Raw genomic sequence first — 26,338 nt, 5'->3', positions numbered from 1 at the left:
TCACCTGGTTGTCCCACTCGCCCAGGTTCGTCCACGTCACCGCCGCGCGCATCCTCAGACCCCGGCGCCCTCCACCCCGTTCGCCTCGCGCGCACCGGGCACGGGGGCGGCGCCGTCGCGGGGCAGGACGCTGGGCCACCAGGCCCGCGGGCCGATGTCGAGCACCAGGGCCGGGACCAGCAGCGAGCGGACCACCAGGGTGTCCAGCAGCACGCCGAAGGCCACGATGAAGGCGATCTGCACCAGGAAGGCCAGCGGGATCACCGTCAGCGCGGCGAACGTCGCGGCCAGCACCACACCGGCCGAGGTGATCACCCCTCCGGTCGTGGTCAGACCGCGCAGCACACCCTGCCGGTTGCCGTGCACGAGCGCCTCCTCCCGCACCCGGGACATCAGGAAGATGTTGTAGTCGACGCCCAGCGCCACCAGGAACACGAACCCGTACAGCGGCACCGACGCGTCCGCCCCGCTGAACCCGAAGACGTGCTTGAACACGAGCGAGGAGACGCCGAGCGTGGCCAGGAAGTTGAGCGCCACCGTCGCCACCAGCAGCACCGGCACGAGCAGGGAGCGCAGCAGCAGCACGAGGATCAGCAGGATGATCCCGAGGACGACCGGCACGATGACGGTGCGGTCCCGGGCGGAGGTCTGCTGGGTGTCGTACTGCTGGGCCGTGTAGCCGCCGACCAGCGCGTCGGCCCCGGGCACCGCGTGCACCCGGGTGCGCAGCCGCTCGATCGTCCGCTTGGCGGCGTCGCTGTCCGCCGCGGACTGCAGGGTGGCGTCGATGCGGACCCGCCCGTCCACGACCTTCGGCGCTCCGCCGCCGGGCCGCCCGGAAGCCGAGACGGCGGCGGCCGACGCCACGCCCTCGGTGCCCTTCGCCGCGGCGGTCACCTGAGCGGCCCGGCCGGCGTCGGCGATGATGACGGCCGGGTTGCCGGAGCCGCCGGGGAAGTGCTCGCCGAGGGTCTTCTGGGCGGCGACCGACGGGGCGTCGTTCACGAAGATCTCGTCGAGCGGCACACCCTTCGCGGACAGCGACGGGGCGAAGGCCGCGAGCACGGCCAGGCCGATCGCCGTCACCGCCCAGACCGCGCGCGGACGGGCGCCCACCTTGCCGGCGACGCGGTGCCACACGCCGTGCCCCTCCACGGAGGCGTCCGACTCCCGCGGCCGGGACGGCCAGTAGGCGGTGCGGCCCAGCAGCGCCAGCACGGCCGGCAGGAAGGTGAGCGCGGAGAGCACGGCGCAGACGATGCCGATGGCGCCGACCGGCCCGAGCGCGCGGTTGTTGGTGAGGTCGCTGGCGAGCAGCGCCAGCAGCGCGAGGGCCACCGTGGCGGCGCTCGCGGTGATCGCGCCGAACGACCTGCGCACCGCCGCCAGCGCGGCCGCGGCACGGTCCTGACCCGTCGCCAGTTCCTCGCGGAACCGCGCGGCCAGCAGCAGCGCGTAGTCGGTGGCGGCGCCGATCACGAGGATGGAGAGGATGCCCTGCACCTGCCCGTCCACCCGGACCACGTCGTGGTCGGCCAGCACGTAGACGACCGCGCAGGCCAGTCCGAGGGCGAACACCGCCCCGAGGATGATCACGAAGGGCAGCAGGACGCTCCGGTAGACCAGGAGCAGGATCAGCAGCACGGCGCCCAGCGCCACGCCCAGCAGCAGCCCGTCGATGCCGGCGAACGCGTCCCCCAGGTCGGCCTGGCTCGCCGCCGGGCCCGCGATCTCCGCGGTCGTGCCCGGCACGCTCCCCGCGGCCTCGCGCACGGTGTCCAGCACGTCGGGCAGCCGGTCGCCCAGGTCCGGCCGCAGCTGGACGACGGCCTGCAGCGCCTTGCCGTCCTCGGAGGGCAGCGCGGGCGAGGGCGCGCCGACGATCCCGGTCCGCCCGGCGAGTGCGCCGACGGCCCGGGTGGCGGTGGCGCGCTGGTCGTCCGTGACGGGCTTGCCGTCCGCGGTCCAGACGACGATCGCGGGCAGGGTCTCCGCCTCGTCGAACGCCTCGCGGGCCTTGAGCACCCTGGTCGACTCCGCGCTCTGCGGGAGGAAGGCGGACTGGTCGTTGGTGGCGACCTCGCCCAGCTTCCCGGCGTAGGGGCCGAGCGTCCCGCCTACGCCGAGCCAGACGAACAGCAGCACGAGCGGCACGAGCCAACGGGTCCGGCCGGGTGTCGCTCTCATGCGTCTCCTCAAATCTCTGTGCGACCGAATAACTCAGTCGTGAAGTATCTCAATGATTGAGTAACCATATACTGGGGCGATGCATGGGACCGAACACGCCTCGCCGTCTCTTCCGGCGGACGACCCCACGGGGTTGCAGTACTTCGCGGTCCTTCTGCGACGGCTCAACGGCGAGTTCAACCGCATCGCCCACGAGTTCGCCCAGACCCAGGGTCTCCACCTCACCGACGTCCAGGCGCTCGTCGCGATCCTGGACGCCGATCCGGAGGAGGGGCCCATGACGCCCGGGCGGCTGCGCGGGCTGCTCGACCTGACCTCCGGCGCCATGACCGCCTGCCTGGACCGCCTGGAGCGGGCGGGGCACATCCGGCGCGTCCGCGCGGCCGACGACCGCCGCGTCGTCCACCTGCACTACGCGGAGGCGGCCAGAGGCGTCGCCCGGGACTTCTTCCAGCCCCTGGCCCGCGGCACCGAGGCCGCGCGGCAGCGCTTCAGCGGCGAGGAGCTGGCCGTGGTCTCCCGGTTCCTCGTGGAGATCAACCGGGAACTCGCCCTCCTGCGCAGCGGGCCCGCCTCCCGCGCCTGAGGTTCCGAGAACTCCGTACCCGGCCGACGGACCCTCACGAAGTACGCACGTGCCGGCGCCGGCCGCGGCCGACTGGAGCTCGGCCGGCCGGTCGGGAGTTGTCGCCGAGCACGTGTGTCGCCGAGCGCGGGGTCCCGTGGACGCCGCGCTGATCTCCGATCCGGCGTGCCGGCGAGCACGGGGCGGGTCATGCGCGCTTCGCGGCGGCGTGGGGCGCGGCGGAGTGGCACGCGGTGGTGTGGCACCCGGCGGCGTGGGGCGGGACGGGGTGGCACGTGGCGGTGTGGCACGCGCCAGTGGCGGGCGACCCCGTGGCGCCGCCCGCGCCGCATGGGGCCGTGGGGCGCGGCGGTGTGGCACGCGTCGGTCCGGCACGCGGCGGTGTGGCACGCGGAAGCGGCGGGCGGCCCCGTGGCGCCGCCCGCCCCGCGTGGCGCCGCCGCACCGGTCCGCCCGTGGAGCCGGGCAGGGGCCGGGCCGCCGGTTGGTCACCGGGCCCGTGACCCCCGCCGATCGAGGGAAAGCGCTCAGGCCGCCAGTGCCTGGCGCCACCGCACCGGCGCGCCCACCCTCAGCACCGAGTTGCGGTAGATCCTCCCCGCGAGAAGCATGCAGCAGGCCGTGACCACCAGCAGGATGCCGGCGGACGCGAGCTGCTCCTGCACCGTCGCCGTGCCCACCGAGGCCTTGAGCGGCATCAGCAGACCGGAGAAGGGCGGTATGTACTGCACGACCGAGACCCAGGGCGCGGAGAGATGGGCGGCGGCCGCCGTCGCCGCGCCGACCGGCGCCAGGGCGAGCAGCATCACCGGCGTCAGCACGCCTTGCAGGTCCTCGGGCCTGGACACCAGTGATCCGGCCGCCGCGTACAGCGAGGCGAACATGGCGAAGGTCAGGAGGAACCAGAGCACCGTCACCACCAGGGCCCGCAGGCCCGGCATCGCGGCGCTCTCCCCGGACATCACCGACTGCGCCCCGGCCACCGCGCCCAGCATCGTGGCCACCTGCAGCATGCCGGCCGTGACGATGCCGGAGACCTTGCCCACGAGCAGTTCGAGCGGAGTGAGCGTGGCTAGCAGCACCTCCACCACCCGGGTGGACTTCTCCTCGACCACGCCCTGTGCGATCACCGACCCCTGATTGACGATCTGCATGAACAGCACGATGATCAGGCTCGCCGCGGCGCCCAGTTGGAGCGAGCCCACGGACTTCCCGACGGTCACGGTGGCGGGCTCGGCGGCCGCGGTGTCCCGTGCCAGCCGCCCCAGGTCCACGTCCTGCCGCAGCAGGGCCTGTTGGCCAGCCCAGGTCCTGGCCAGCGCGTCGGCGCCCGCCCGCGCCTGATCGCTGGTGTCGGCGCGGGTCAGGAGGGATGCGTGTCCTGCGGCGACGACCACCGCCGCGTCGGCGTCCTTGCTCTCGACCCGCTTGCGCGCCTGCGCCATGCCGTCGCACGACGTCACCCGCACCCCGGGCGGCGCGGTGCCGAGCGACGCGGCCGGAGTGCCGCAGACGGTCACGGTGGCGGAGGTGCTGCGCCCCATGAAGTTGAAGCCGATCACCAGGCCGAACGTGACCAGGGAGAGCAGAACCAGGCTGAGGAGATAGCCCCGGGTGTACATCCGCGCCCGCAGTTCCCGGACGTAGACCAGGCGGACGCGGGTCGGGTTCAGCGAGTGCTGCTCGGAGCCGGGGCGCTTCACGCGGACACCTCGTCCAGGTCGGAGGTACGGGCCTTGCCCGGGGTCGGAGCGCCGTCGGCCGCGGAGTCGTCGGCGGCGGAGCCGTCGGCCGGCGGGTCCCCGACCGGTTCGACCAGGTCGCGGAACAACTCGGCGAGGCCGGGCACATGTCGCCGCAGCTGCCTCACGGTGCCGTGCCGCACGGCCTCCGCCAGCAGGTCGTTCTCGGTGCGGCCCGCGACGAGATCGACCAGGACCCCCTGCTGGTGCGCCCGGAAACCGGCGGCCGCGGCGCAGCCCGCGGGCCAGTCCTCACCGGCGCCCTCGACCTCCACGTACACCTGGCCGCTCGCCTGCGCGGGCCGCAGCTCGTCGAGGGTCCCGCAGGCCACGCGGCGTCCGGCACGCACGATCGAGACCCGGTCGCAGAGCTGCTCGACCAGGTCCAGCTGGTGGCTGGAGAAGAGCACGGGCACGCCCTGTGCCGCCTTCTCGCGCAGGACGTCACTCATGTCGTCGACGGCGAGCGGGTCGAGCCCCGAGAACGGCTCGTCCAGGACGAGCACTTCGGGATCGTGGACCAGGGCGGCGGCCAGCTGGACGCGCTGCTGGTTGCCGAGACTGAGGGTGTTCACCCGCTTGTCGCGATGCTCGGTGATGCGCAGCCGCTCCGTCCAGCGGACCATCGCCCCACGGGCATCGGCATGGGACAGCCCGTGGAGCTCGCCGAAGTAGATCAGCTGCCGTGCCACGGTCATCTTGGGATAGAGCCCGCGCTCCTCGGGCATGTAGCCGAACCGTGCCGACTCCAGTCTCCCGACCGGCGCATCACCCCAGAGCACCTGTCCGCGGTCCGGTGCGAGCACCCCGACGCCGATGCGCATGGCGGTGGTCTTGCCCGCCCCGTTGCCGCCGACGAAGCCGCATATCTCCCCAGGTCTCACGCTCAACGTGAGTGAATCCAGCGCCTGTCGGGATCCGAAGCGCTTCGACACTTCCTCGAGTAGCAAAGGTTTCACGGGCCTCCCCTTCCGTCTTCCTGTGCCGTGGACGTGTGCGCGGAGTCTACTTTCCTGTCAGGAAACTACCTGCTACTTTCTCGTTAGGAAAGTAGAGGTGCTCCTCAGAAGGGTGTGAGGGCAGATGACGTCCGAAGACAGACACGACAGGGACCCCGCCGGCCGGCAGGCCGTGACGCCGGCCGACGCGCAGGCCGCGCTCGACGACATCCGCAGACGGCAGGAACAGTCCGGTGCGGCCGAACTGCGGTTCGGCCTGTCACGTGCCTCCGTCCTGACGGCGGCGCTGCTGCTGTTCGTCTCCTTCGCCTCCTTCGACCTGCCCAATCCCTGGGGCGGCGCGGTGCTGCTCCCGGGGCTGCTGCTGGTGGCGCTGATCGTGGTCCGGCACACCCACGGCGCGCCGGTCCGCAACAGGCCGGGCGCCACGGGTGCGCTGCTGGGAGTGGTCTGCGGGATCGCCGGGTTCGGGGTGTTCCTGGGGCTGGCGGCGGCGCTCTCCTCGGTCGGCGTGCCGGCGCCCCACCTCGTCGCCGCCGCGGTGGTGGTCGGGGCGTGCCTGCTGGCGGCGCCCCCTGCCCGCCGGGCCGCCGAGGCGCGGCTGCGGCGCCGGGCGGAGCGGCGGTACTGATGGACGCCGACTTCGACGCCTTCCTGCACCCGGCCCCACGGCTGACGATCGTCGCCCTGCTGGCGCCCGCGGGATGGACCGAGTTCGGATTCATCCGGGACGCGATCGGCACGAGTGACTCGGCCCTCTCCAAGCAGTTGTCGGCGCTCGCGGCCGAGGGGTACGTCGAGGTGCGCAAGCAGGTCGGTGTAGGCGGCCGGCGCACCCTCGCACGGCTCACGCCGAAGGGGCGGGACGCGTTCGTGCGGCACGCCGCCGCGCTGGAGCGGATCGCGGCGACGGCGCGGGCCGTGCGACCGGCCGACTGACCGCCGCCGAGAAGGAGACGGCAGGCGCCGGCCCCTGCCTTTCGACACCCATGCTCATACACGCAAAGTCAGTCATGGGAGACACAGTGTGATGATCGAAGTGCGAGAGCTGACGAAATGTTATGGAAAGACCCGGGCGGTCGACGGACTGAGCTTCCGCGTGGAGCCGGGACGAGTGACCGGCTTCCTCGGGCCCAACGGTGCCGGAAAATCGACGACGATCCGCGCGATGATCGGTCTCGACCGTCCCACCTCGGGTGAAGTCCTCATCGACGGCAGGCGTTACGAAGAGCTGCCCCGTCCCCTGACCGCGGTGGGCGCGCTGCTCGACGCCCGCGCGGTGCACAGCGGCCGGAGCGTGCGCGGGCACCTGGCGGGTCTGGCCCGCAGCAACCGGCTGTCGCCGCGGCGGGTCGACGAACTCCTGGACATGGTCGGACTCGCGAGCGTCGCCGACAAGCGGGCGAAGGGGCTGTCGCTGGGCATGGCCCAGCGTCTGGGCATCGCTGCCGCCCTCCTCGGCGACCCACAGGCGCTGCTGCTCGACGAGCCGGTCAACGGCCTGGACCCGGAGGGCGTGAAGTGGATCCGCGACCTGATCAAGCGCCTGGCGTCCGAGGGCCGTGTGGTCCTGGTCTCCAGCCACTTGATGAGCGAGATGGCGTTGACCGCCGAGCACCTGGTCGTGATCGGACGCGGCCGGCTCCTCGCCGACACCTCCGTGGCGGACTTCATCGCCGGCAACTCCCGTTCCTACGTCCTCATCCGCACACCCGAGCCCGAACGGGTGCGCGACCTCCTGGCCGCTCGCGGCGTCCAGGTGGACGCCGGGCCCGACGGATCACTGGAGGCGGTGGGCACCGACCCACGGACGGTGGGCACTCTGGCCGCCGAGAACCGGATCGCCGTCTACGAGGTCAGTCCGAGAACCGCCTCCCTGGAGGAGGCGTTCATGCAGTTCACCGCGGATGCCGTCGAGTACCGCGCGGAGCAGGGGGCAGTGCGATGAGCAACGACCTGGGCGCGGCCGTCGGTTTCGAGTGGTCCAAGGCGCGCACCCTGCGTTCCCTGCCGTGGAGCCTCGCGGTCGGTGTCGGCCTCAGCCTCGCCTTCGCCGTGCTCACCGGAGCCGTCGTGCAGCACCAGTACGCGCACAAGCCGGCTCCGTCGTCCTTCGACCCGATCTCCGCCGGGTTCAGCGGGCTGCGGCTGGGGCTGATCGGGCTCGTGGTCTTCGGAGTGCTGGTCGTCACCAGCGAGTACTCGTCCGGGACGATCCGCAGTTCACTGGCCGCGGTGCCCCGGCGCGGAGTCTTCTACACGGCCAAGCTGCTCACCGGAGGCCTGATGGCCCTGGCGGTCTCCGCCGTCGCCGCGGTCACCAGTTTCCTCCTCGCCCAGGCGACCATGGGCGACGAGAGCGTGTCCCTCACGGCCGACGGCGTGCTGCCCGCCCTGGCCGGGGCAGTGCTCTACGCGACCATGCTGAGCGTGTTCTCCATGGGCGTCGCCGTCCTCCTGCGCTCCTCCGCGATCACCATGGGCATCCTCGTGCCGCTCTTCTTCACGGTCTCGACGATCCTCACGAACATCCCGGGCGTCGGCAGGTTCGCCCAGTTCCTGCCCGACCAGGCCGGCGGGCTGGTGCTCTACCGGCACGCGCCCGACGAGTACGTGCTGAACGCGTGGTCCGGACTCGCGGTCCTCGCGGCGTGGACCGCGGCCGCGGCGATCGCCGGCTATCTGGCCCTGCGCCGCCGCGACGCCTGACCGCACCGGCGCGGTCCGTGCGCCCCGCGCATGCGGACCTTATGCGCAGCCGATGCGCGCTCTCCCTCGTCGGCGATGCGGGGGTCGAATGTCCGCCTCCCATGATCGGAGCAGGCGCCGAACGGCAGTTCGGCCCCCGCATCCACCACACAAGGGAGAACCTCCATGTACCAGGGTGACCTGTCCCTCATCGAGGAGATCGAAGAGCAGGACTTCGACGGCGTCGCTTACGGCGCGTGCACCACGAACACCTTCTCGCTGTCGGACGCGCTGGGCAACCACGGCGGCTGGTGCACCCTCACCAAGGAATGCCAGGCCAACTGCAACTGACCGTCACCGGCGCAGCGAGAGAGGCAGCTCCATGCAGAACGAGAAGGACATCCTCGGGGCGTACGACGAGGCCGAGCTCATCGAGCTGAGCGAGGCCGACGTCACCGGCGGCACGACGCCGGTCTCCATAGCGGTGACCGTGGCGGCCAGCGTCGCCTTCTGCCCGACCATCAAGTGCACCAGCGCCTGCTGACGAGCAGATCACTTCGAGCAACGGGGAAGGAACCATCATGCAGAACGAGAAGGACATTCTCGGGACGTACGACGAGGCCGAGCTCATCGAGCTGAGCGAGGCCGATGTCACCGGTGGCACGACGCCGGTGTCCATCGCGGTGACGGTGGCGGCCAGCGTCGCCTTCTGCCCGACCACCAAGTGCACCAGCGCCTGCTGAGTGCTCTGTAGGTCGGTGTAAGCGGGCGGGGCGGAATGGATCGAAACCCCCAAGGGTCCATTCCGCCCCGCCTTTTGGGGGCACTTCACATCGCGTGCAGAAGGACGGCAATGAGATCTGCGATCAACCTCTATCCGGAGTTCGACGACACGGAGATCGGTGAGACGATCACGCCGCTCGCGCCATTCGACGACCACGTTCTCGCCGTGGTCGCCGGTGAGCCGCGGGAGTCCGTCGCGGCATCCGCCCGGCCCGGCGTCGTCAAGGACTGGCTGTCGCGTCCGGAGGAATACCCGTTCCAGCACGTGATCAGGGCGATCGCGGCGGCTGCCGCGGACGGGGATCCGCTGGCCGCGTTCACCGGCCTGTTCGCCGACGTGGACGACGCGCTGGTCGAACTGCTCGCCAGGGCGGAGATCCGCGTCCGCGAGCTGTACACCCGTCCGCTGGTGGCGGCCGTCAACCACGCGCGCGAGCAGGGGCTCCTCGAAGGGGACAGCCCGCAGGAGCGCTACCGGTACTTCGTGGACGAGGCGACACGGGGTTCGTTCGCCGCCGCCGCGGGTCTCAGCTTTCCCGTGCTGCGGGACCTCACGCCGGTGGTGCTGGCCGGCACCGTCGACGCCGTCGTCGAACTCTGCTCCAGAGTGGCCGCCGACCGGGAGACGCTGCGTGACACCTTCGGTCTCGCGCCGGACGACCGGCTGGTCTCCTTCGGCGCACCCGAGGGCGACACCCACCACCACGGCCGGGCCGTCTGCATCCTCACTTTCGAGTCCGGCACCCGCCTGGCCTACAAACCGCGCGACGTGTCCTGCGAGGCCGCCTACCTCCGCCTCGCGGACGAACTCAACAAGGCCTTCGGCACCCGTCTCGTCGCCGCCCGGGCACTCGCCCGCGACGGCTACGGATACGTCGAGTACATCGAGGCCGAGGACGTCTCCGGCATCTCCGAGCGCTTCATGCGGGACAGCGGTGAACTGGCCGCCGTCCTCTACCTGCTGAACGCGCGTGACATGCACTTCGAGAACATCGTGCCGACCCGCCGCGGTCCCGTCCCGGTGGACCTCGAGACCCTGCTCCACCCGGAGCGGGTCCACGACGGGCCGGTCCCGGAAGCCGAGGGGAACGCGTACGCCACCATCGGACAGTCGGTCTACGGGGTGGGGATCCTGCCGCTGGTGATGGCCGGCAGGAAGAAGGACCGGGGCGGACACGTGGACCTCGGATTCCTCGGCGGGCCGGGGCGCGGCACGTCTCCGTTCAAGCAGATGAGTTTCGACGCGCCGTACACCGACGAGATCAGGCTCTCCCTCAAACCGCAGGCGGTGCAGGGCCGCAAAACCGTCGTCGGCGAGCGGACCGAGGAGGAGATCCTCCGCCTGGGCCGGGAGATGGCGGACGGCTTCACGCGCACGTACCGTGCGGTCCTCGCGGCACCCGGCACCTGGACCGCGCTGCTGCGCACGACCGCCGACGGCCTGCGGATCCGCTACGTCCACAACCCCACCGCGCTCTACTCCCAGACCCTGCGCATGACCACGGGGCCGAGCGCACTGGACGACCCGGCCACCTATCTCGCGCTCCTCAAGCGCATCGCCATCGCCAGCAAGACCTCGGCCCGGCCGCTGATCGTCTCCGAACTCCGGCAGCTCGCCGAGCGGGACGTCCCGTACTTCACCGTCGGCGCCACCGGAACGCGGATCTGCGACGGGGACGGCCGGGAGGTGGGCGCCGAGCTCAGCCACTCCCCGCTGGAACTCGCCCTCGGCAAGGCGGGCCGCCTCGGCGAGACCGATCTCGTACAGCAACTGCGGCTCATCCGGTCGGCGTTCACCGCCCAGTTCCCGGACAACCACCTGTCTCCCGCCCGGCACGCGGAAGCCCCCGCGGCGGCCGGCGACGCCGGCACCGGTGAACGCGAGGCCCTCGTCGCCCTCGCGCGGGAACTGTGCGACGGCCTGGTCGAGACCTCCCTGCCCGACCGCTTCGCGCACCTGCCCAGAACCTGGATCGGGCCGCTGGCGTCCGCGGAGGCGGACCGCCCCTGGCCGCCCGGCGTGCTCGGCTACGACCTCTACACGGGCCGGACCGGAATCGCCCTCACGCTCGGCGCCGCCGGACGCGTCCTGGACGACGACCGCTACCTGAACGTCTCGCGGCAGATCTTCTCGGCGACCGCCGACATCCTGGCCTCGCACCGCTACGAGTCCCGCAGCCTCCGCCAGGCCGGCTACGGCGGCTACACCGGCATGGCGGGCATCCTGTTCTGCCTCTCGGCGGCGGGCCGCCTGGCCGGCGAGGACGACTGGGTGCGCGCCGCCCGGGGAGCGGTGCCCCTGGTCCTCGAGCAGATCCGCGCCGAGCCGGCCGACGGGCTGCCGCTGGACGTCATCAGCGGCCTCGCGGGCGTGCTGAACTGTGTCACGGCCATCGCCGGCCCCGACGCGCCCGAAGCGGTCACCGAGGTGACGCTCCTCCTCGCCCGGGCCATCGGGTCGGACGGTGTCCAGGCCCGGTCGGTCCTGGACCAGTCGGGGTTCGCCCACGGCATCAGCGGGATCGTCCACGCCCTCGGCCGCGCCCACCCCCTGCTGCCGGCGGAACACAGGCCCCTGGTCGAGACGGTGCTGAGCGCACTCGTCGAGCGGCTCGACGTGTTCTTCGACCCGGACGAGCGGAACTGGGCGTCCCGTGCCTCGCAGACGGGAACCTTCGCGACCGGCTGGTGCCACGGCTCGACCAGCGTCGCCCTGGCCCTGGACACCTACGGGACCGTGCCCGGCGCCGAGGACGTCACGGCCTCGCGGGACCTGGCGATCAGCAACACGCTGCGTCTCGGGTTCGGCCGCAACCTGACCTGGTGCCACGGCGACCTGGGCAACCACGGCGCCCTGCGCTTCATCGCCGGCCCGGCCGGCACACCGCTGCACGCGCAAGTGCGCGAACAGGAACGCCGCTGGCTCCGGCCGGAGGTGTTCCGCCGCAAGACGGCCGACCCCGACAGCCGCTACGCGCACACCAACAGCCTCATGGTCGGCAGCGCCGGCCTGGCACTGCACCTGCTCAACCGGATCGAGCCGGACCTGCGCCTGTGCCCGCTCACCCTCACCGTGGGAGGGCGCTGACCATGACGACACCCCACCGGGAGAAGATCTCCACGGCACGCCGGGTACCGACCGTCACCCAGGTCACGCAGACGGAGTGCGGTCTGTGTTCGTGCGTCGCCCTGCTGCGGTACTACGGGCGCGCGGAGGAGATCGTCAGCGCCCGCGAGGTCATGGAGGCGGGACGGGACGGCCTGTCGGCCGGCCAGCTCGCGCAGTTCCTGGAGTCACGCGGCATGCGAGTCAAGCCGTACCGGGTCAGGAACGTGGCCGCCCTCGCGAACTTCACCTCACCGGTGATCCTCTACTGGGAGAACTACCACTTCGTCGTCCTGGAGAGCTTCGACGGCCGCACGGCCGTCGTCATGGATCCCGCCGTCGGACGGCGCCGGATCAGCCGCGAGGAACTGGAGAAGAGCTTCACCGAGATCGTCCTCACCGCCGAGCCGGGCGAGGGGTTCGAGAAGAAGCGCGCCAGGCCGTTCGCCGAATGGCGCAAGTTCCTGCTGCTCACGACGGACGCGAAGCGGCGCATAGGCCTGGTGGCCCTGCTGTCGCTCAGCGGCTACGGGACGGTGCTCGGCATCCCCGTCCTCACCCGCTGGGCCGTCGACCGGTACGCCCACTGGCAGGGACCCGGTGATTCGGCCGTCCTCCTGGGGGCCGTGCTGGCCGCCGCCCTGTGTTACTACGTGCTGCATCTGACGAGGGTCATGCTGCTGTCCTCGTTGATCGCCGTGCTCGGCAAGGACCTGATGAGCCAGACGTTCACGAGGCTCCTCAACCTGCCGTTCAAGTTCTTCACCACACGGCCGCCCGGTGAACTGATCTACCGGCTCAACAGCGTGACGTCGGTACGCGACCTGATCTCCTCCCGGATGGCCCAGGGCGTGCTCGACGTGGGCACACTGATCTGTGTCACGGTGTACCTGCTGGTCACGGAGTGGCGCCTGGGCCTGGTCGCCGTGGGCCTCTTCCTGCTCAACGCCCTGTACCTGATGAAGACGCGGTACCGGGTCACCGAGGCGGTCGACTCGGAGATCGCGTACCTCTCCAAGAGCCAGGGCACCCAGCTCGACGCCATCGTGTCGATCCCGGCCATCAAGATGGGCGGCTACGCCGAGGAGTTCCTGACCGGCTGGAACGAGACGTACAGCAACTCGCTGGACGCGATGAGGACGCGGATGCGTCTCCAGCAGGGCCGCATCGCCGGCCTGTCGACCACGACGCAGATGTTCGGGCCGCTGATCCTGCTGCTGTTCAGCCTCTACCTGGTCAGCCACGGAGGCATCTCCCTGGGGGCCGCCGTGTCGGTCCAGGCGATCTCCGCGACCTACTTCTCGCTGGCCAGTTCGGTGTTCCAGACCTACACCTCGTTCAACGAGGTGTCCCGGTACGTGTCCCGGCTGGCGGAGATCTCCGAAGAGGAACCCGAGGCGCCCGGTGGCACCAGGACCGAGCTCGCCTCCCCGTCCATCACCCTCAAGGACGTCAGTTTCCGGTTCACCAAGCACAGCGACCTGGTGGTCCGGGGCGTCTCGATGACGATCGGCGCGGGAGAACGCGTCGCCCTCGTCGGACCCTCGGGATCCGGCAAGAGCACCCTCGGCCGCATCATCTGCGGACTCTACGGGGCCACGAGCGGAACGATCGAGTTCGGCGGCCACGACCTCGAGAAGTACGACATGACCGCCCTGCGCCGCACCATCGGCTACATCCCCCAGGAGGTGCACATGCACAACCGCACCATCCTGGAGAACCTGACACTGGGCAAGGACCTGTCCGAGGAGTACGTCCGCGAGTTCTGCGACCGGCTGGGCATCCTCGACTTCGTCGACGACCTGCCCATGGGGTTCAACACCCTGGTCTCCGACATGGGAGCCAACTTCTCGGGCGGGCAACGCCAGCGGATCGCCATCGCCCGCGCCCTGCTGGGGAATCCGAAGATCCTGGTCATGGACGAGGCCACAGCGGCACTCGACAACATCAACGAACGCCGTGTCATGCGGGTCATCTCGGAGATCGGGGCGACACAGGTCGTGATAGCGCACCGTCTGGCCACCGTGAAGTCGGCCGACCGGATCTACGTCCTCGACAAGGGCACCATCACCGAAGCCGGAACCCACGAGGAACTCCTCGGCGAGGGCGACCTGTACGCCGACTTGTACGGTGACGGCCGGCGGGAGGAAACGCTGGTGGGGGGAGAGCGAGCGTGACCGGCCCACAGGTGGCAGTCGTCGACTTCCTGCCGTTCTACACGAACCGCGTACCCCGTCAGGCAGTCGTGGACCGACTGCGCGGCCCCCTGTCCCGGGTGTCCGCACCCGAGCACGCGCGGGAGCTGACCGACCAGATCTGGGAGGACCTCGTCACCACCGTGGAGGGACACTCCCTCCGGGTGCTGATAGCCGAGTTCCACGAGTTCCGGGGAGCCCAGGGGCTGCCCATGTCCACCGACAGCGACGAGGCGCTCCAGAAGTTCCGCCGGCACCTGGACGACCCGGTGAACTGCCAGGACATCCTGGCCCGTTACGAGGTGCTGCGCCGTCGGCTCACCGTGGTCCTGGACCATTTCCTCGACGCCTACGACGAGATGTTCACCGCCTTCCACCAGGACCGGCCGCGGCTCGCGGCGGCCGGGCTGCTGGCCGACGGGAACGACACGCTCGCCTCCCTGATCACCACGGGCGGGGACCCCCACAACGACAACCGGCGCGTCGTGGGCGTGCGCCTCGCCGGCGGCGGAAGGCTGGTCTTCAAGCCGCGCACCCTGGTGGCCGACGACTTCGTCCGCGACCTGTACGCCGCGGCCGAGCCGTACCTCGTCCATTCCCTCGACGGATGCGTGCCGGCGTCGCTGTCCGTGGGCGAGCACGGATGGCAGCGGTTCGTCACCCCCGGCGCCATGACCGCGCCGGACCAGCCGGCCCGGTACTTCTACCGCTTCGGGGCGCTGTGCGCGCTCTTCGGCGCCATCGGCGCGTCCGACCTCCACGACGAGAACCTGCTGGCCGCCGGGGAGCACCCGTGCGTCATCGACACGGAGATGATGCTGCGGCCGGGCGCCGGCTCCGGGGACGACTCGCTCGAACACCGGCTGATCAAGCACGTCGAGGCCTCCGTGGCCTCCACCATGCTGGTCCCGAACGTCCGCCCCGAATCGCCGATCGACGTGATCCTGGCGGGCGTCGGCGTCGGCGGCGAGCAGGTGTCCGGGAAGCTGAAGAAGACCGTGATCCAGGACGGCGGCACGGACGCCGTCCGCCTGCGCTGGGAACCGGTCGTGTACCGGCACAAGGAGAACGTGCCGCGACTCGGCGAGGAGGGGCTGCCGGCCGTGCGGTACTACGGCGACATCCTCGCCGGATACACCGACGCCCTGGGAGCCGTCCGGCAGCGCGAGGCGATCGAGGGCGTTCTCGACCGGTACGCCGACCTGCCCGTACGCTGCCTGATCCGCTCGACGATGGTGTACGGCCGCTTCCTCGACGCGGCCACGCAACCCAAGTACCTGCGCGACACCGGTGAGACCGAGCGTCTCCTCGGACTGCTGAAGGGCTTCCCCCGGCATCTGAGCGACGAGGCGCGCGCGTTCGCGGGCGAGGCCGAGCGCATCGCGCTGGACACCGGGAACGTGCCCTACTTCACGGCGCGGGCCGGTTCCACCGAGCTGGCCACGAACACCTCCCGGCAGGACCGGGCCCACCCGTCGTCACCGGCGGACTTCGCCCGCGCGGGCCTCGCGCTCCACGCCGGGCAGAGCGACGCCTACCACCGGTTCGTCCTGGAGGAGTGCTTCGGCGAACTCGCCGAGGCGGCGCCGGACGTCATGTCCCGGCACAGCGTCTTCGCCCCGGTCCTGCACACCGCGGCGGACGAGGCGTGGTGGCCTCTGGTGGCCCGCACGCTCCAGGACGTGCGGGTGACTCACCAGGGCGAGGACGGTGCGCAGTGCGGCTGGATCGGCGGGGTGGGACCCGACCGCGGGGTCCCCACCGTGGTCCCGGGAAACCTCCTGTCGTTCCACGACAGCGGGGGGATGGTCACCTTCCTCGAGGACGCCGCGCGGCACGACCCGGAACTGGCGGAGCTGCACCTGAGTGCCGACCGCGGCCTGAGCGCGCTTCTCGAGACGTACGGGGAGGCGCTGCTGCGGGCCCCGGAGAGCGTGTTCACCGGTGCGGCCTCGCTGCTGCTCACCCGGCCGCGCCGGCAGGACCGCGGCTGGACGTCCCGGTTGCTGGAGCGCATCCCGGAGCGGATCAGGGCCGGCACCCTGGAGAAGGACCTGGCCAACGGTCCCGCCGGCCTCCTCATGGCCGTGCTGGCCCGTCTCGAAGCGGGTCAGGAGCCCCTGATGGACGAGGACCGGCTCACCGAGCTGTGCGATCTGGTGCTCGCCCAGGCCGGTACGACGCTGGACCGCGCCTGGTTCGACGTCGCCCACGGCGACCTCGGCATGCGGTGGGCCGTGTCCCGGATCGGCCGGTACCGGAATGACCCGGCCCTGACCGGCGCGGCCGCGGACTGGCTGACGGAACGCCTGGCCCACGGGGAGCTGCCGCCGGTGCCCGGCTGGTGCAACGGCAGCGCCGGGCTGCTGCTGGTCGCGGCGGAGATCCTCGCGTCGGCGGACCGGCCCTGTACGCTCGCCGGCGGCCGCCTCGCCGAACTGGCGGACCGTGCGACGTCGTTGCGGGAGGGGAAGCCGGTGGACCTGTCGGTCTGCCACGGCTCCAGCGGCGTGATCCAGTCGCTGATCGCGGCGAGCGGACTCTGCGAGGACCCGTCCCTGCTCGACCGGGCGGCCGACTACCGGGGGCGTGTGGCGAGTGCGGCCCGTGAGCAGGGGTTCAACACCGGCTGTCCGGGGAGGACTTCGCTGCTGGGCTACATGTTCGGCTGGTCGGGCATCGGTCATACCGACCTCCTGCTGAACAGGGCGCTGGACGGCCCGGCCCCGGCCTTCGTGCCGGTCGCGTTGACCGCCTCCCGCGTGCCGGGAGCGCCGTCGCCGCGGCCGCGTGGCGCGAGCGCCCTGACGGAAGTCCCGCGGTGACCACAGACAAGGAAGAACCAGTTATGAGCGAGAAGAAGCAGAGCGGCATGGCGCCGTCGTTCCCCCTGTTCGTCGGGGCGATCATCGCGGCCGTGGCCTTCAGCCAGGACAACCGGGGCGGTGCCGTCCTGGGTCTGGTGGCCGGAGCCGTCATCTCCCTGATCGTGTCGGTACGTCGGCGGAAGCGGTAGCGCACGATGAAGTACTCGATATTGCTGCCGGTGGTGCCGGCCCGCCCCGAACAGGCGGTGCTGTTCGCGAACCTCGTGCAGTGGACCGCCGCCGAGCGTCTGTGGCAGGGGCAGTCGCTGGTCCTCGACTCCCACCACCTCGCCACCTGGCTCGCCGGGATCGGAGTGCGCGTCCCGATGGGCTTCGGGGTCTCCCTGATGCCGATGCGGTCGCCCTACCAGGCGGCGTTCGAGGCGCGCTCGGTCGCACTCGCCACCGGGCACTCCGTGGTGGCCGGGTTCGGGCCGGGGCCCGTCTCCTTCCAGAGCGCTCTGATGGGACGGCCGTACGCCAGTCAGCTGCGGGCCTGCCGGGAGTACGCGACGATCGTGCGCGCCCTGGTGTCGGGCGACGACGCCATGGTCGAGGGCGAGTACTTCTCGGTGGCCGCCCGGCTGCCGAAGCGTCCGGCGCCGCCGGTGGAGGTGGGCCTCGGGGTGCTGCGCCCGAGGATGGCGGCGCTCGCGGGCGAGGTGGCCGACCGGGCCGTCACCTGGCTCCTGCCCGCCCGGTACCTGGCCGAGACGCTGGTCCCGGCGATGCACGGCGCCGACCGCAAGCTCGACGAGCCCGTGCGCACCACGGCCATCGTGCCGCTGGCGGTCGCCCGGGAGGGCCGTGACGTCACCGCCCTGGTCGAAGCGACCTGCGGGAACCATCTGAAGGCCCCCCACTACCAGGACGCGCTCCGCAAGGCCGGAATCGCCGTGTCCGACGAGGGCGACGCGAAGGACGCCGCGCGGGTCGCGGACGCGGGTGCCTTCCTGTACGGCACCGTGGACCAGATCCGCGACCGGCTCGCCGAGTTCGCCGCCGCGGGGGTGGACGAGGTGGTCCTCAACACGATCGGTGTCGCGCAGACGCACGGACCGAAAGCGGCCGCCCAGGACCTCCTGCAGATCCTCGGCAGCACGTCGGGCGCGTCCGCGGCCGTCGTCGGACCGGCCTGACGCGCGGCCGGCCGGGCGGCGCCCCGCTCGCCCGGCGTGGCCCGGGGGCGCCGTCCTCCGGGCCCGGGACGCGCGACCGAGCGCGCGTCACCTTCCATGCCTGATCACACGATTGTCCGTCAGCAGAGAGGGCGAAGCACATGTCCCGCACCGAGAACGTCGATGTCGTCGTCGTGGGAGGGGGCCCGGCCGGAGCCACGGCCGGAAGCCTGCTCGCCAAAGCCGGCCACACGGTACTCGTCCTGGAACGGGAGACCTTCCCCCGGTACCACATCGGGGAGTCCATGGTGTCCGGCATGGCGCCGCTCATGGAGGAACTCGGCCTCGTGGACGAGCTGGACGCGCGCTTCCGGCACAAGAGCGGTATCACCCTGCGGTGGGGCAGGGACCCCGAGCCGTGGCGCAGCGACTTCTCCGCGGCCTTCTCCTCGACCGGCAGCCACTTCACCCACGCCTGGCACGTCAGGCGGAGCGAGTTCGACGAGCTGATGCTCGACAACGCCCGCAAGCTCGGCGCCATGGTGCACGAGGCCGCCCAGGTCACGGAGATCCTCCGGGACGAGACCGGCAGAGTGACCGGGGTGGGCTACACGCAGGACGGGGAGACCCACCGGGCCAACGCCCGCTTCGTGGTGGACGCCTCCGGCCAGGGCCGGGTGCTGACCCGTCAGCTGACCCGCACCAACTGGCAGGACGACCTGCGCAACGTGGCGGTGTGGACCTACTTCGACGCCTTCACGCCCATCGCGGACAAGGACGACATCCTCGTCGAGGCCATCCAGGGCGGTGGCTGGGTATGGGGCATCCCGCTCTCCGACACCGAGCTGAGCATGGGTTACGTGCTGTCCGCCGAGCAGCTCGCCGAACGGACCCGTGGCGGTCGTACCCAGCGGGACGTCTTCCTCGACTGCCTGAAGGACAGCCACGTCGCGCGGACGATGGTCGACGTGGACGCCGTCGGTGAACTGCGCACCACACGCGACTGGTCCCATGTGTGCGACACGTTCCACGGCCCGGGCTGGGTCGCGGTGGGAGACGCCGCCGCGTTCATCGACCCCCTGTTCTCCTCCGGGGTGTGGCTGGGCACCTCCGGGGCCTGGCTGGCCGCCCGGGCGCTCGGCGCCGCGCTGGAGGACGAGGGCCAGGAGGAGCGGGCCCTGGAGCGGTTCGACGCCCTCTACCGCCAGCTGTTCAAGGACATCCTGGCCTACGTGCGCTTCTTCATGGACCCGACCCGGCTGCGCGAGGAGTACGAGGAGCGGGCCCGGGAGATCGGGAACATGGTCATGCAGAGCTCGCGTGTCGGCTTCGTCTCGATGATCTCCGGCGTGAACGCCGTCGCGGACGTGGTGGACTTCGACCCGATGAGCGTGGAGGACGTCGAGGGCGTCATGCAGGAGTGGGACGAGCAGGCCACCGCGAGCCAGGAAGCCGGTGAGGACGACGGCCGGCGTTCGCGTGCGCTGCAGGTGGACGCGTCCTAGACCGTGTCCGTGAGGTCGCGTCGTCCGCACGCCGTGCGGGCGTCGCGGCGTCCGGCCCGTGCCCGGGGTCCCGGCCGAAGGCCCGGGGGAGTGCCGGCCGGCCGCCCTCGCACAGGCCGCCCTCGCACCGTGCGGGCTCGGGCTTCCGGCCGGCGCGGCGAGCGGGCGTGCCGGCCGGCGCGGCACGGGCGCGTTCGCGGACACGGCCCAGGAGGCCGTCCGGTGCTCTGACCGCCCCGGCGCCGGCGCGCGGCGCCGCGCTCACCGTCCCATGGAAGGATCCGCTTTGTCCCGAGGAGTCCGCCGGCCCGCATCGGTGGCCACCACCGCGCCCGCGGCCGAGTCGCCGTGGGCCGTGACCGCACAGGCCGAGGCGGGTGCCGGCCTTCCCGCGGAACCGCTGGTGTCGGACTTCACCTGGCCGATTCCGCCGGGCGACAGACCCCCGCTCCGTCCGGTGCGTCAGATCCACTGCCGGCGAGCCGCCTGCACACCTGCCGCGAAGCGGCTGGAGACGCCGAGCCGCTCCATCAGCCCGGCCAGTTTCCGGCGCTCCGTGCGCACGCTGATGCCCAGCGAGCGGGCCACCGCGCTGTCGGTGAGACCTTCGGCCAGCAACTCGAGCAGCTTGCGTTCCTGAGGTGTGATCTCGCAGGGCTCCGTCTCGCCGGAGCCGGCTGGCTGGGAGAACGAGTTGGCATGGTCCCAGTACGCCTCGAACAGCGCCCGCATGGCCAGCACCACCGGCCGGCTCCTGAAGAGCAGCGTCGTGCCGGAGACCTGCCCGGGCAGCCCGCTGACCACGGCGGCCGTCGTGTCCACGATCAGCAGGCGCATCGGCAGGGAGGGGGTGGTGCGCACCTCGCAGTCGTGCTCGACCATCCACTGGGCGTGCGACCGGGTGACGCGATCACGCATGATACTGTCGATGTAGATAGAGCGAAAACGCACGCCTCTGGCGATGGCGCGCTCGTTGAGGAGCCGTGAGGCTTCCACCGACTCCTCGGTCAGTCCCCCCGCGGGATGGAAGGCCAGACTCTCCTGCTGACAGGACTCCGCCAGGGCCTCGATACGCGTACGGATGTCATCGATGCGATGCAGCCGCTCGATGCCGTCGACCTGGGCTGATCTCACGGCGGCGGCGTATTCGGCGGCCAGAGCGTCGAGCACCGTCGTGTTGTGCTTGATGCGGTGTTCCCGCCACGCGAGCTCCTCCTGCTCCCGCTCGAGCAGGACTCTTATCCCGCGCAACGGGTCCACGGCTCTCAGCCCGCCCGGCGAGTCCTCGGAAGGGGCCAGCAGCGACAGGTCGACGAGCCGTGTTATGGCCGCCTTCACGCTGCCGTCGTCGCTGCTCGTCAGCCGGGCCAGCTCGTGTGCCTCCTGTTCGTTGTGGAACAGGAACGCGCGATACACCCGTAGTGTTTCCTGGTCAAGTGCCAGCACCTCGGTCAAGTGCTTCCCCCTTTTACGGCCACCCTGTGAACTAGCCCGCGTCGACCACGCGCCCTGAAGCGGGGGCGCCGGTCTGTGCGTTTCTGGTGATGCTCCTGTCAACAGTCTGCATGATCGGCATGGTAGCGACTGATGACGTCCGATGCGGCTTGCGGACGACTCGTCACTTCGGTACCCCGTCGCCCGCGAGGATCACAGGAGTCGGTCGAAAGGGACTTCACCGACCGGCATCCGTCGCGAGCGGGCGCTGGTTCGTCCCGTCATGTCCTGGCTGCATGTGGCAACTGGCTGCCCGGCAATTTCCTGACAGATCTCGGATGCGCACGGGCGGGTTTCCGAATGGTTTCCTCTCCTCGGTCGCTGTTGCCGCCGGGGTAAGGCGAAGCGGCCGTGGCAAAGGGGACACCACCGGCCCAATGCCCTTCAACGTCCTTTGCGGACATATGAATTGGAGGCGAGGCATGTTCCTGGCGGTCACGCTCGCCACGGCCTTCACTCCTGCTCGCCGCGGACACCGCGCCTGCCCGCGCCGGTCCGCACCATGGCCGGCCAGGCCGCCGGGGCCCGCGCCGCCGGACTCCGCGCGGTACGCGTCACGGGCAAGCTGAACAGATCGTCACATTGAGCAAATAATGGGGGACAATTATGACGTCGACCGTGAGTCGCCGCTTCGTATTACTGACGTTTTTTCCCGAGAAGAAGGTGTTGTTCACAGCCCTGTGCTGTCCGCTCCCGTGAAAGGAGTGGGTGGCACCGTGCTGTTCAGAATCCTGGGACACCTGCGATTTCAGGAAGAGGTCGAGGTTCGTTCCCCCATGCGGCGGGCGATTCTCACGGCTCTGCTCCTGCGGTCCGGTCACCCCATCGGAATGACGGAACTGGCCGAACTGCTGTGGGACGATCCGCCCTCGTCGGCCAAGGCGAACATTCGCAGTCACTTCACCGGACTGCGGCGCGATCTCGACCGGGCCACGCCGGGACTGAGCGACAGGATCAAGACATCCCGCGGCAGTCAGAGCGGCTACCGGGTCGAGGCCGGGCCGGACGAGGTGGACCTGCCCATGTTCGTCCAGGCCTCCCGGCAGGGCCGCAACCACCTGGCGCGGGGCGAGGTCGACCGGGCCATCGCCGTACTCGAGGACGCGCTGGCCCTCTGGCGCGGCCCGTTCGGGCAGGATCTGCCGATGACGCGCTGGTTCGACGCGCACGCGACGGGACTGCGCAACGGGCGCCTCGACACGTACGAGGACCTCTTCACCGCGCTGCTCATCGCGGGCCGGACCGAGATGCTGTCCTACCGCATCGAGACGATCATCGCGGAAGCGCCGTACCGGCAACGTCTGTGGGAGCTCCTGGCAGCGGTGTACTGCGTCCAGGGCGACTCGGCAGGCGCCTTGAGCGTCCTCAGGCGCTGCAGGACGGTCCTCGTCGAGGACCTGGGCCTCGACGTGCCCCCGAGCGTCGAGGCCATCAGAGGCGCGGCGCTCACCTGGGACGGCGACGAGGCCCTGCGGCTGGTCGTACGCGCCGCCTCGTGCCGGGCTCAGGCCCCCTGGGGTGAAGCCGCCCCGGGACGCGAGCGAGGCCGGCCGCTTCCGGCCGTGCCGGCCCCCCGGCTCTCCGTCCAGGAGGCGACCGGGTGAGGCCTACGACCACGGCCGGTCCGCCCCCCGGCACCCCGTCCACCGACTTCCCAACGCAACCGGCCGGTCCCGCGCCGACGGTGAACCACGGAGGAGCCATGGAATCCCCCACAGACCTCTCGGCCGCTGTGGACGACTTCGTCTCCACCCTGACGGCCGGCGACTTCCTGACGCGGGTCTACCACCGGGAACATCGCGTGTTCCCCGGTGCCGCGGAGCCGATCAGGAGCCTCTTCGGCTGGGACGACCTCAACGAGATTCTGGAGACGCACCCCCTCAGATCCCCGCAGATGCGGTTGTCCCGGGACGGCAGACAGCTCCCCGAGGCCTCGTACATGGAGGCACGCGCCGCCCGGCGCGGGCGCCGCCGGGTCCGCGTCGATCCGGTGCGGCTGCGAGCGGCACTGAGCGCGGGCCACACGCTCGCGATGCGGTACGCGGACGAGATCCACCCCGGACTGTCGCAGCTCTCCGAGGCCTTCGAACGCAGGCTGCTCAGCGACTTCGAGTTCAACCTGTATGCCTCCTGGGCGCCCACCGGCGGCTTCAACGCCCACTGGGACAACCACGACGTGTTCGCCATCCAGCTCCAGGGCAGGAAGCGGTGGCGCATCTTCGGGCGCAACGAGTTCTCCATGCACCCGAGGGACTCGGAGATGGGCACGCCACCGGCCGAGGCCGTCGACGACCTGGTGCTCTCGCCCGGGGACGTCCTCTTCCTGCCGCGGGGCTACTGGCACGACCCGGTGACCGAGGAGGGCCCCTCCCTGCACATCACCGGCTCGATCCCCTGCACCACAGGCCTGGACCTCGTCCGCTGGCTGCTGGACCAGCTCCGCGAGGACGAGGCCATGTGCGCCGAACTGCTGCGCTTCGGCGGCCCGGAGGGCCCGCGGGAGGTGCTGGGGAAGGTGCGGGAGCGGCTGAACGCGGCGTTCGAGGAGGAGGACCTGCTGAAGCGGTTCTTCGCCGCCCGGGACGGCGCACAGTTCGGCAGGTTCCGACTGGGCCTCCCGGACGTCGGGCCCACCGCCCCCTGAGCGGGCAGGTCCTCCGGCAGGGCCCTGACAGGGGCCGGCGCGACGCGGCGAAGGGGTGGCCGGGCACGGTCGGCCCCGGAACCCGCGCCCGGCCCCGGGGTTCCGGCGGCGCCGCTTCGCCGGCGGCCGCCGGAATCCCCCGGCGGACAAGGGCGCCTGACCTCGGGTTCGTGAGCCAGGCGCTTTTACCCGTCAGGCTGCGACGAGCTCCTGCTCGCGAGCCGGCGTCTGGACCGCGGGCTTCTTCTTGTTCGGCAGCGAGAGCCGGACGACCTTGCGCCACGCGGAGAACACCTGCTTGGGCAGCGGCCCGGTGACGTACTCCAGCTCGTACTTCTCGAACAGCGCGCGCACCTTCACCGCGACCTCGGCGTACCGGTTGCTCGGCAGGTCCGGGAACAGGTGGTGCTCGATCTGGTGCGACAGGTTGCCGGTCATGAAGTGCATGGCCCTGCTGCCGCTGATGTTCGCCGAGCCCATCATCTGGCGCAGGTACCACTGGCCGCGCGTCTCGTCCTCGATCGACCGGCGCTCGAAGACCTGTACGCCCTCGGGGAAGTGCCCGCACATGATCACGGAGTGGGACCAGACGTTGCGGACCAGGTTCGCGGTGAACGTGGCGGCGAGCGTCGTGAGGAACGACGGGCCCGACAGCAGCGGGTGGATCACGTAGTCCTTGAGCACCTGCTTGCGGATCTTGCGGCCCACGGCCTTCGCCCGCGCGCGGAACTCGGGGTTCCTGCGGCGGCGCTCGCTCAGGTTCTTGCCGAGCTCCAGGTCGTACGCCGCGATGCCGTACTCGAAGAAGCAGGCGTTGACGAAGTTCCACAGCGGCTGACCGAGGTGGAACGGGTGCCACTCCTGGTCCTCGTCGACGCGCATGATGCCGTAGCCGAGGTCGTTGTCCTTGCCGATCACGTTGGTGTACGTGTGGTGCAGCTCGTTGTGCGAGTGCTTCCACTGGTCGGACGGCGAGACGTGGTCCCATTCCCAGGTGGTGGAGTGGATCTTCGGGTCCCGCATCCAGTCCCACTGGCCGTGCAGGATGTTGTGGCCGATCTCCATGTTGTCCATGATCTTCGCCACGGACAGTCCGGCGGTGCCGAGCAGCCACGCGGGCGGGAAGAACGAGAACAGCAGCACACCCCTGCTGACCAGTTCGAGCTTGCGCTGCGCCGCGACGACCTTACGAATGTAGGCGGCGTCCTTCTCGCCGCGGCCGGCGATCACCTCGTCGCGGATCGCGTCCAGCTCGCGGCCGAGCTCCTCGATCTGCTCCGCGGTCAGGTGGGCGGTGGGGTCGATGGCGGTCAAGGTGTTCCTACCGTTCGATGTCGCAGGGGCCCGCGGCGGCGGACACGCAGGTCTGGATGAGGACGCCCGGTTCGGCCTCGGTGATCTCGCCGGTGCGCAGGTCGCGTACGGCGCCCGCCTTGAGCGGCGTGACGCAGCCGAAGCAGATGCCCATGCGGCACCCGGAGGGCATGAGCACGCCGGCCTCTTCACCGACGTCCAGCAACGGCGTGGCGCCGTCCGCGTCGACGGTCTTGCCCGTGGTGCTGAACGTGACCTCGCCACCGTCGCCGGCCACGACGATGCCGGGGCGGAAGCGCTCGGTGTGCAGGCGCTCCTGTACGCCGTGCTCGGTCCAGTGCGCTTCGGCGGCGTCCAGCAGGCCCGCGGGCCCGCAGGCCCAGGTCTCGCGCTCGGCCCAGTCGGGCACGAGCTCGTCGAGACGGGCGATGTCGAGCATGCCGTCCGTCTCGGTGTGCACCTCGGTGAGCCGCAGCTTCTTGTCCGCGACCAGGTCGTGCAGATCGCCTCGGAAGATCACGTCGTGCGGCCGCGGCGCGCAGTGGACCATGACGACGTCGTCGAACTCGGTGTCGCGCAGCATGCCCATCACCGGCGTGATGCCGCTGCCGGCCGTCAGGTAGAGCACCTTGGCCGGCTTGGCCTGCGGCAGCACGAAGTCACCGGTCGCCTGGTCGAGCTGGATCAGCGTGCCCGGTTTCGCCCTGCGGACCAGGTGGTTGCTGACCTTGCCGTCGGGGATCGCCTTCACGGTGATCGTGACGCGGCCGTCCTGGCGGTTCGTCGGCGAGGTGAGGGAGTAGGCACGCCACAGGCGCACCCCGTCGACGTCGACCCCGATCCGCACGTACTGACCGGCTGTGTGGCCGCGCCAGCCCCGTCCCGGTCTGATCACGATGGTCGCGGCGTCGGCCGTCTCGGGGCGCACGGCCTCGATGCGCCCCCGCAGGTCGGCGCCCGCGCGCAGCGGGCTGACCAGGTCGAGGTAGTCCGACGGCAGCAGCGGCGTCGTGACCATCTCCAGCAGTTTCCACGCCCTGCTGCGGAGGGTTGCACTCGTCATGACTCCAGCTTGCTGCGCCTCAGGGCGTAAAGTCCTGACCGTAGGACGTGAATCTGGTGGGTGAAATTGTTCGCAGGGAATAAAAAC

The 26,338-nt window shown here is 70.9% G+C and carries 22 protein-coding genes; 16 read left to right on the top strand and 6 right to left on the bottom strand.

The genetic code is table 11. From position 1 onward, the window contains the following. Positions 1–54 precede the first annotated feature (54 nt). A complete protein-coding gene (locus TNCT1_RS10240) occupies positions 55–2,187 on the bottom strand; it encodes an MMPL family transporter (RefSeq protein WP_143630548.1) in 2,133 nt (710 codons plus the stop codon). 79 nt (positions 2,188–2,266) lie between these two features. Here TNCT1_RS10240 and TNCT1_RS10235 point away from each other — a divergent pair, with 79 nt between their 5' ends. Then, a complete protein-coding gene (locus TNCT1_RS10235; RefSeq protein WP_143630547.1) occupies positions 2,267–2,773 on the top strand; it encodes a MarR family winged helix-turn-helix transcriptional regulator in 507 nt (168 codons plus the stop codon). A gap of 527 nt (positions 2,774–3,300) precedes the next feature. On the opposite strand, the gene TNCT1_RS10230 is transcribed toward TNCT1_RS10235, so the two are convergent. Further along, positions 3,301–4,476: an ABC transporter permease gene (locus TNCT1_RS10230; RefSeq protein ID WP_143630546.1), complete on the bottom strand. Its 1,176-nt coding sequence runs from the start codon at positions 4,474–4,476 to the stop codon at positions 3,301–3,303. After that, on the bottom strand, positions 4,473–5,450 hold the full coding sequence (locus tag TNCT1_RS36645) for an ABC transporter ATP-binding protein (RefSeq protein ID WP_268894162.1): 978 nt from the start codon (positions 5,448–5,450) through the stop codon (positions 4,473–4,475). The genes TNCT1_RS10230 and TNCT1_RS36645 overlap by 4 nt, the downstream gene beginning before the upstream one ends. Positions 5,451–5,598: 148 nt before the next feature. On the opposite strand from TNCT1_RS36645, the gene TNCT1_RS10220 reads away from it, so the two are divergent. From TNCT1_RS10220 to TNCT1_RS10175, 13 genes are all read left to right on the top strand, one after another. Next, positions 5,599–6,105, top strand: coding sequence for a hypothetical protein (locus tag TNCT1_RS10220; protein WP_143630544.1), 507 nt, complete (start codon positions 5,599–5,601; stop codon positions 6,103–6,105). Further along, complete coding sequence (locus TNCT1_RS10215; RefSeq protein WP_143630543.1) at positions 6,105–6,413, top strand: transcriptional regulator; 309 nt, start codon at positions 6,105–6,107, stop codon at positions 6,411–6,413. The genes TNCT1_RS10220 and TNCT1_RS10215 overlap by 1 nt, the downstream gene beginning before the upstream one ends. 91 nt (positions 6,414–6,504) lie before the next feature. Beyond that, positions 6,505–7,422, top strand: a complete 918-nt coding sequence (locus TNCT1_RS10210) for an ATP-binding cassette domain-containing protein (protein WP_143630542.1) — start codon at positions 6,505–6,507, stop codon at positions 7,420–7,422. Continuing rightward, positions 7,419–8,183, top strand: a complete 765-nt coding sequence (locus TNCT1_RS10205) for an ABC transporter permease subunit (RefSeq protein ID WP_143630541.1) — start codon at positions 7,419–7,421, stop codon at positions 8,181–8,183. The genes TNCT1_RS10210 and TNCT1_RS10205 overlap by 4 nt, the downstream gene beginning before the upstream one ends. A 165-nt stretch (positions 8,184–8,348) precedes the next feature. Next, positions 8,349–8,513: a plantaricin C family lantibiotic gene (locus TNCT1_RS10200; protein WP_143630540.1), complete on the top strand. Its 165-nt coding sequence runs from the start codon at positions 8,349–8,351 to the stop codon at positions 8,511–8,513. Positions 8,514–8,544: 31 nt separating this feature from the next. Then, positions 8,545–8,706 (top strand): class II lanthipeptide, LchA2/BrtA2 family, encoded by a 162-nt coding sequence (locus TNCT1_RS35805; protein ID WP_174266226.1) that lies wholly within the window; start codon positions 8,545–8,547, stop codon positions 8,704–8,706. A 37-nt stretch (positions 8,707–8,743) separates the two neighbouring features. Next, positions 8,744–8,905, top strand: coding sequence for a class II lanthipeptide, LchA2/BrtA2 family (locus TNCT1_RS35800; RefSeq protein WP_174266225.1), 162 nt, complete (start codon positions 8,744–8,746; stop codon positions 8,903–8,905). Positions 8,906–9,015: 110 nt separating this feature from the next. Beyond that, complete coding sequence (locus TNCT1_RS10195; RefSeq protein ID WP_143630539.1) at positions 9,016–12,033, top strand: type 2 lanthipeptide synthetase LanM family protein; 3,018 nt, start codon at positions 9,016–9,018, stop codon at positions 12,031–12,033. A 2-nt stretch (positions 12,034–12,035) separates the two neighbouring features. Continuing rightward, a complete protein-coding gene (locus TNCT1_RS10190) occupies positions 12,036–14,228 on the top strand; it encodes a peptidase domain-containing ABC transporter (protein ID WP_143630538.1) in 2,193 nt (730 codons plus the stop codon). After that, positions 14,225–17,071, top strand: a complete 2,847-nt coding sequence (lanM, locus tag TNCT1_RS10185) for a type 2 lanthipeptide synthetase LanM (RefSeq protein WP_143630537.1) — start codon at positions 14,225–14,227, stop codon at positions 17,069–17,071. Before TNCT1_RS10190 ends, lanM begins: the two co-directional genes overlap by 4 nt. Positions 17,072–17,094: 23 nt before the next feature. Continuing rightward, positions 17,095–17,262 carry a hypothetical protein gene (locus tag TNCT1_RS35515; protein ID WP_160160386.1) on the top strand — a complete coding sequence of 56 codons (168 nt, stop codon included), beginning with the start codon at positions 17,095–17,097 and terminating at the stop codon, positions 17,260–17,262. A 6-nt stretch (positions 17,263–17,268) separates the two neighbouring features. Continuing rightward, positions 17,269–18,252 (top strand): LLM class flavin-dependent oxidoreductase, encoded by a 984-nt coding sequence (locus TNCT1_RS10180; protein ID WP_143630536.1) that lies wholly within the window; start codon positions 17,269–17,271, stop codon positions 18,250–18,252. A gap of 140 nt (positions 18,253–18,392) precedes the next feature. Then, complete coding sequence (locus TNCT1_RS10175; RefSeq protein ID WP_143630535.1) at positions 18,393–19,736, top strand: NAD(P)/FAD-dependent oxidoreductase; 1,344 nt, start codon at positions 18,393–18,395, stop codon at positions 19,734–19,736. Between the two features lie 462 nt (positions 19,737–20,198). Here the strand turns inward: TNCT1_RS10175 and TNCT1_RS10170 are convergent, their stop codons facing one another. Beyond that, positions 20,199–21,182 (bottom strand): helix-turn-helix transcriptional regulator, encoded by a 984-nt coding sequence (locus tag TNCT1_RS10170; protein ID WP_235902536.1) that lies wholly within the window; start codon positions 21,180–21,182, stop codon positions 20,199–20,201. An 824-nt stretch (positions 21,183–22,006) separates the two neighbouring features. On the opposite strand from TNCT1_RS10170, the gene TNCT1_RS10165 reads away from it, so the two are divergent. Both TNCT1_RS10165 and TNCT1_RS10160 read left to right on the top strand, forming a co-directional pair. Then, on the top strand, positions 22,007–22,834 hold the full coding sequence (locus TNCT1_RS10165; RefSeq protein ID WP_268894166.1) for a BTAD domain-containing putative transcriptional regulator: 828 nt from the start codon (positions 22,007–22,009) through the stop codon (positions 22,832–22,834). A 98-nt stretch (positions 22,835–22,932) separates the two neighbouring features. Further along, entirely contained in the window at positions 22,933–23,874 is a 942-nt protein-coding gene (locus tag TNCT1_RS10160; RefSeq protein ID WP_143630532.1) for a cupin domain-containing protein, read from the top strand. Between the two features lie 192 nt (positions 23,875–24,066). Here TNCT1_RS10160 and TNCT1_RS10155 read toward each other — a convergent pair whose 3' ends face one another. Together TNCT1_RS10155 and TNCT1_RS10150 are read right to left on the bottom strand one after the other, a co-directional pair. Beyond that, positions 24,067–25,188 (bottom strand): acyl-CoA desaturase, encoded by a 1,122-nt coding sequence (locus tag TNCT1_RS10155; protein ID WP_143630531.1) that lies wholly within the window; start codon positions 25,186–25,188, stop codon positions 24,067–24,069. 7 nt (positions 25,189–25,195) lie between these two features. Then, on the bottom strand, positions 25,196–26,251 hold the full coding sequence (locus TNCT1_RS10150; protein WP_143630530.1) for a ferredoxin reductase: 1,056 nt from the start codon (positions 26,249–26,251) through the stop codon (positions 25,196–25,198). Positions 26,252–26,338 lie beyond the last annotated feature (87 nt).

The organism is Streptomyces sp. 1-11 (assembly GCF_007176755.1).
In the GTDB taxonomy this organism is placed as follows: domain Bacteria; phylum Actinomycetota; class Actinomycetes; order Streptomycetales; family Streptomycetaceae; genus Streptomyces.
Note: the sequence above shows the minus strand (reverse complement) of the source record. Positions and strands in the feature narration are given on the sequence as shown.

Excerpts from the sequence above, each read along its gene's own strand:
- TNCT1_RS10240 (WP_143630548.1), bottom strand. The coding sequence starts at position 2,187 with ATGAGAGCGACACCCGGCCGGACCCGTTGGCTCGTGCCGCTCGTGCTG.
- TNCT1_RS10235 (WP_143630547.1), top strand. The coding sequence starts at position 2,267 with ATGCATGGGACCGAACACGCCTCGCCGTCTCTTCCGGCGGACGACCCC.
- TNCT1_RS10220 (WP_143630544.1), top strand. The coding sequence starts at position 5,599 with ATGACGTCCGAAGACAGACACGACAGGGACCCCGCCGGCCGGCAGGCC.
- TNCT1_RS10215 (WP_143630543.1), top strand. The coding sequence starts at position 6,105 with ATGGACGCCGACTTCGACGCCTTCCTGCACCCGGCCCCACGGCTGACG.
- TNCT1_RS10210 (WP_143630542.1), top strand. The coding sequence starts at position 6,505 with ATGATCGAAGTGCGAGAGCTGACGAAATGTTATGGAAAGACCCGGGCG.
- TNCT1_RS10205 (WP_143630541.1), top strand. The coding sequence starts at position 7,419 with ATGAGCAACGACCTGGGCGCGGCCGTCGGTTTCGAGTGGTCCAAGGCG.
- TNCT1_RS10200 (WP_143630540.1), top strand. The coding sequence starts at position 8,349 with ATGTACCAGGGTGACCTGTCCCTCATCGAGGAGATCGAAGAGCAGGAC.
- TNCT1_RS35805 (WP_174266226.1), top strand. The coding sequence starts at position 8,545 with ATGCAGAACGAGAAGGACATCCTCGGGGCGTACGACGAGGCCGAGCTC.
- TNCT1_RS35800 (WP_174266225.1), top strand. The coding sequence starts at position 8,744 with ATGCAGAACGAGAAGGACATTCTCGGGACGTACGACGAGGCCGAGCTC.
- TNCT1_RS10195 (WP_143630539.1), top strand. The coding sequence starts at position 9,016 with ATGAGATCTGCGATCAACCTCTATCCGGAGTTCGACGACACGGAGATC.
- TNCT1_RS10190 (WP_143630538.1), top strand. The coding sequence starts at position 12,036 with ATGACGACACCCCACCGGGAGAAGATCTCCACGGCACGCCGGGTACCG.
- TNCT1_RS35515 (WP_160160386.1), top strand. The coding sequence starts at position 17,095 with ATGAGCGAGAAGAAGCAGAGCGGCATGGCGCCGTCGTTCCCCCTGTTC.
- TNCT1_RS10180 (WP_143630536.1), top strand. The coding sequence starts at position 17,269 with ATGAAGTACTCGATATTGCTGCCGGTGGTGCCGGCCCGCCCCGAACAG.
- TNCT1_RS10175 (WP_143630535.1), top strand. The coding sequence starts at position 18,393 with ATGTCCCGCACCGAGAACGTCGATGTCGTCGTCGTGGGAGGGGGCCCG.
- TNCT1_RS10165 (WP_268894166.1), top strand. The coding sequence starts at position 22,007 with ATGCGGCGGGCGATTCTCACGGCTCTGCTCCTGCGGTCCGGTCACCCC.
- TNCT1_RS10160 (WP_143630532.1), top strand. The coding sequence starts at position 22,933 with ATGGAATCCCCCACAGACCTCTCGGCCGCTGTGGACGACTTCGTCTCC.
- TNCT1_RS10150 (WP_143630530.1), bottom strand. The coding sequence starts at position 26,251 with ATGACGAGTGCAACCCTCCGCAGCAGGGCGTGGAAACTGCTGGAGATG.